Source organism: Prosthecobacter sp., assembly GCF_049294395.1.
Taxonomy (GTDB): Bacteria; Verrucomicrobiota; Verrucomicrobiia; order Verrucomicrobiales; family Verrucomicrobiaceae; genus Prosthecobacter.
This window is the reverse complement of the sequence record NZ_JBAQCR010000134.1, coordinates 1-1,568: the sequence shown is the minus strand read 5'-3', so window position 1 is coordinate 1,568 and position 1,568 is coordinate 1. Positions and strand designations below refer to the sequence as shown.

2 protein-coding genes are annotated in these 1,568 nt (G+C 65.2%); both read right to left on the bottom strand.

Features of this window, described 5'->3' with window-relative positions; all coding sequences use genetic code 11:
• Positions 1 to 291, bottom strand: a 291-nt coding sequence (locus tag WAW39_RS09010; RefSeq protein ID WP_422317953.1) for an HNH endonuclease, incomplete at its 3' end; no start/stop codon positions are given.
• A 166-nt stretch (positions 292 to 457) separates the two neighbouring features.
• The coding region (locus WAW39_RS09005) for a recombinase family protein (protein ID WP_422317951.1) at positions 458 to 1,568 on the bottom strand (1,111 nt) is incomplete at its 5' end.

The following is a 1,568-nucleotide window of genomic DNA, read 5'->3' as shown; positions in this document are numbered from 1 at the left end:
CCGGCCCGGATGCTCCTCTCGATCTCGCGCGACGCGCGCGCGGTAAATGTGGCTGTCGCGGGCTGTCTTGGTCTTATGACAGGGCTTGCACAGCGCCTGGAGGTTGGTCCGCACGAGCCTCAACTCGGGCCACCGTGCGACTGTCTTAATATGGTCCACTTCCATGGCGATTGCGCCACATTTTCGACACATCGGTTCTTCGGCCAGAACAACCCGCCTCAGCCGCCGCCACTCAGGGTCATAGCCGCGCTCGGTTGCTGTACGTCCGGCGTTCTGCTTCCACCCGCTCATGACACTTCTCCAGACGGTTGGTCCGTTGGATCCAGTAGCCGCGGGATAGGTGCATCGCTCACTGCCAGTCGGCGCACACTCTCCAGCCGAGTACAGACGTCGCACGATTGCCCGCGCTTGATTGGGCGATCACATCTCCCGCAGCGTGCGCGTTGCAGCAGCCACCTCATGAGGCATGCGCCAGCGCTGAAGCGAGGTAGAGTCCTGTTGGTTGTTTAGCGGGTTCGAATCCCGGTGGGCCCACTAAACAACCAACTCGCGCCGCAAAGTACGGCGCAAAGTCCGGCCACGGCCGCAACCACACGGCCGAACCCTTCGGTGCAAACACGTCCACGAGTACCTCCTCGAACAACAACCGCGGCAGTTCCCGCTTCCGCTCTTCACTGGCCGCCCGCCAGAGACAGCCGATATCCCACAGCCGCTCACCCGCCGACTTCACCGCGCCCAGTCGCACCGGCTCCCGCGCTTCCGACAACTCCCGCTCCGCCTCTCGCATCATCCGGCGATACACCGCATCGTCCAGGCCGCCCTCCACGAACGCCACCGACAGCCGCCGCTTCGTCTCCAACAGCTTGCCGATGTCCGCCTTCGGACGCCTCGGCGCGCGGTGCGCCTCTCGCGCTACCCCACGCAGCCAGTCCCGGTTCAGCGTCATCGACAGCAACGCCGTTTCGAACTCCGCCTCAACTGAACTCGCGCTCACCATCTTTCCGGCACCTTCGCAGGATTCGCCGCGCAACGCCGACGCCTCCCGGTAGTACCAGTATGCACCACCCTTGCGCGATGTCAGCCACATCGGCCCCTTGCACCGCGAACAACTCGCGACCCCGCTCAACAACCGCCGGTTCCGCGTCGCCTGGGGTTCCCGCCTTCGAACCCGCATCTGCGCCCGCTGCCACAACTCATCGCTGATCAGCGCCTCGTGCGCGCCACGGCGCCATTGCTCCTTGTGCGAAACCCAGCCCGCGTAGAACCGGTTCTCGAGGATCGACTGCATCGCAGGCACCGTGAACCGCGTGTGCCCATCGTTCGAACGTGGCACCAACCCGCGAGCGTTCCACTGACGAGCAATCGACGTGTACGTCGCGCCAGCCGCGTAGTCTCGAAACGCCTCCCGTACTGCCTCCGCCTCTTCCGGCACGACAGCGAACGGCCGGCGGCGAGCTACCCGCCGATACCCGAACGGCGGATGCCCCAGGTGCAACCCCTCCTCGAACAACAACCGCGGCAGTTCCCGCTTCCGCTCTTCACTGGCCGCCCGCCAGAGACAGCCGATA